We start from the raw sequence: 2,373 nt of genomic DNA, 5'->3' as shown, positions 1-2,373 counted from the left end.
GTAAACGCCCCATGAACCCACGGGGCGATCTTGCTAATGTTTGAAGTTCCAAGGCAGGAGCGCATCGATATCAGGTTCAGCTTTCGCTAATTCCTGCATGCACTTGACCATGTAGTCGTAGAGGATGAGTCCATTGGCTTTCGCGGTCTCGACGATGCTGTAAAGCATCGCGCTCGCTTCAGCCCCATTAGGGTTAGTTGAGAAGAGCCAATTTTTTCTGCCAATGACCAGCGGTTTTATTGCGCGTTCAGCACGATTATTATCTATCGATAAATGACCATCATCGATATAGCGGATAAGTTTCAGCCATTGGCCGAGCGTGTATTTTATCGCCTTACCCAGCGGGCTAGACTCCATCACTTGTTGAGTCGTCATCCACTCGTACAACTCATCCAGTATCGGCTTAGCATGTTGTTTACGTTCTGATTTTCTTTTTTCAGCAGATTCACCTTTTAAGCGAGATTCTATTCCATAGAGCTTCTGGATTTTGGCCAGCGCTTTATCTGCTTTGCCTGACTTACCTTTGCCTTGCAGCTTTTTTGCGTCCATGAACTTACGTCGTGCATGCGCCAAGCAGCCAACATTGGTCACTTGATGAAGACCATCATAGGCACCATAGCCATCGGTTTGCAGATAACCACTGTAATCCCCCAAGAAGGCAACAGGGCATGCCCTCGCGCGACTGTTTTGATAGTCGTACAAGGCGATATTTTTCACATTGGGGAGAGCAGCTTCTGGCGAGTCTGCGCCCGAGCAGTAGAGCCACATGTAACATTGTTTATCTTCCTTGAGGACATTGAGCGGCGTTTCATCCGCCTGAACCACCACTTGTTGAAGTAAGTGCTCTTTTAGAGCGGCATAGAGAGGTGCGAACTTCTCACTGACTTGGATAACCCACCTTGCCATAGTAGTCCGTGATAGCTCGATACCCGACTGAGTAAACAACGACTCTTGGCGATACAGTGGCATCGCGTATTGGTATTTACCAAGGATGATGTTGGCCAGTAAGCTTTCTGTCGCGAAGCTCTTCGGGATAATGCTTTGTGGAGCTGGCTTTTGAACAATGTGATTGTTGTCTTCAGTTTGCTCGCACTGACGACAAGCATATTTAGGACGAACATATTCCAGCACTTTGAGCACCGCTGGTGAGAACTCAAGTTTCTCACTGCGGTCTTCACCGATTTTATGCAGACTATGCTTACAGCAAGCGCACTGCTTTTCATGGTCGTCTAAATCGAGTTCGATAACCTCACGAGGCAAAGTCTTTGGGAGGGGCTTGCGTTTACCCCGTTTCTTCGTTGTGGTGGTTGTCGTGACCTCAACCTCTTCTTCCTTAGCAGCTTCACATTCCGCTTCGTTGAAGAGATCACCTTGGGATTCATCGTAAGGCTTTAACGCCTCCGAGCGTCTAGCGAACTGACGGTCGAAGGCAAGCTTGAGCTGTTCAAGTAGCGACTGGCGTTCTTGTTTCAGTTGGTTTTCTGACGCCATCAGCGCTTTCACCATCGCTTGTAGCTCGGCAACATCTTGGCTTTCTGGGTTGATATTTGGCGTCTTTTTCATGGTGTTTATTATACTAAAATCATGCCGTTAACGCTTGGCGGATAAGGCTTTATTATCGCTTAAGTCATTGTAAAATCTTTTATTCGAACAGGTTTGTGGCCGATAATCGTGAAGCCAGAAAGCAGCCTATCAAGCTCAAATTGAGTCAGGGTAAACACCTCATTTTTCTCTTTTGATGGCCACTTGTACTTAGCTTTTTCAAGGCGTTTATACCAGAGAGCGAAGCCTGTTTTATCCCAGTACAACACTTTAATTTTGTCGCGCTGTTTGTTGGTAAACAGGAACAGTGCGCCACTTCCTAAAGGTAAGTCGGTGTCACTTTCGATAATCGCAGCAAGGCCGTTGATGGACTTTCTAAAATCGACACTTTCACGATATAAATAAATCTCTGGAGCGCTAAGCATACGTTTCATGACAGCGCACCGATAAGCTCTGCAAGATAGGTCGCTGGCGTGCCTTGCGGAATGCTCAGTTCAACATCGTTGACAAGCAGTGTCATGTTGGCCACTGCAACGTGAGTGGCTTGATACTTTGTGGTCTTTTCAACGACTTCGGCTTTAACAAAGCCAACTGCGTTCGGTTTTTCGATGTGCTTTAATTGTTGGCGCTTAGCATAAAAAGTGGAAAGGCTGAGGCCGTTACGTTCACAGAATAATCGTTGTGATAGTTGGCTGGATTCATATTGCTCGAACAGGGTTCGCCACTCTTGGTTAGTGCGTCGTTTAGCCATTTCAAATCTCCTTTGGGTTGGAGGTTTGATCTTATTATTCGGGCTAGACGATTAGAATGCGGTGTTTATGACGCGCTTAC

At 46.6% G+C, this 2,373-nt stretch carries 3 protein-coding genes; all 3 read right to left on the bottom strand.

Translation table 11 applies throughout. The annotated features are described in order from the left end of the window. Positions 1 to 33 precede the first annotated feature (33 nt). Genes L3V30_RS23885 through L3V30_RS23875 form a run of 3 tightly spaced genes read right to left on the bottom strand, consistent with a single transcriptional unit; the run spans position 34 to position 2,293 of the window. The gene (locus L3V30_RS23885; protein ID WP_222770707.1) at positions 34 to 1,563 is read right to left on the bottom strand and encodes an IS66 family transposase; all 1,530 of its coding nucleotides are present in this window, start codon (positions 1,561 to 1,563) and stop codon (positions 34 to 36) included. Positions 1,564 to 1,622: 59 nt separating this feature from the next. After that, positions 1,623 to 1,976: an IS66 family insertion sequence element accessory protein TnpB gene (gene tnpB / locus L3V30_RS23880; RefSeq protein WP_031497581.1), complete on the bottom strand. Its 354-nt coding sequence runs from the start codon at positions 1,974 to 1,976 to the stop codon at positions 1,623 to 1,625. Then, positions 1,973 to 2,293: an IS66 family insertion sequence element accessory protein TnpB gene (locus L3V30_RS23875; RefSeq protein WP_222787578.1), complete on the bottom strand. Its 321-nt coding sequence runs from the start codon at positions 2,291 to 2,293 to the stop codon at positions 1,973 to 1,975. The genes tnpB and L3V30_RS23875 overlap by 4 nt, the downstream gene beginning before the upstream one ends. Positions 2,294 to 2,373 lie beyond the last annotated feature (80 nt).

The sequence above is a fragment of the Vibrio sp. A1-1 genome (genome assembly GCF_021728175.1).
Classification (GTDB): Bacteria; Pseudomonadota; Gammaproteobacteria; order Enterobacterales; family Vibrionaceae; genus Vibrio; species Vibrio diabolicus.
Note: the sequence above shows the minus strand (reverse complement) of the source record. Positions and strands in the feature narration are given on the sequence as shown.

What these genes read in the sequence shown, in the direction of transcription:
- L3V30_RS23885 (WP_222770707.1), bottom strand. Translation starts at nt 1,563, where the DNA reads ATGAAAAAGACGCCAAATATCAACCCAGAAAGCCAAGATGTTGCCGAG.
- L3V30_RS23875 (WP_222787578.1), bottom strand. Translation starts at nt 2,293, where the DNA reads ATGGCTAAACGACGCACTAACCAAGAGTGGCGAACCCTGTTCGAGCAA.
- tnpB (WP_031497581.1), bottom strand. Translation starts at nt 1,976, where the DNA reads ATGAAACGTATGCTTAGCGCTCCAGAGATTTATTTATATCGTGAAAGT.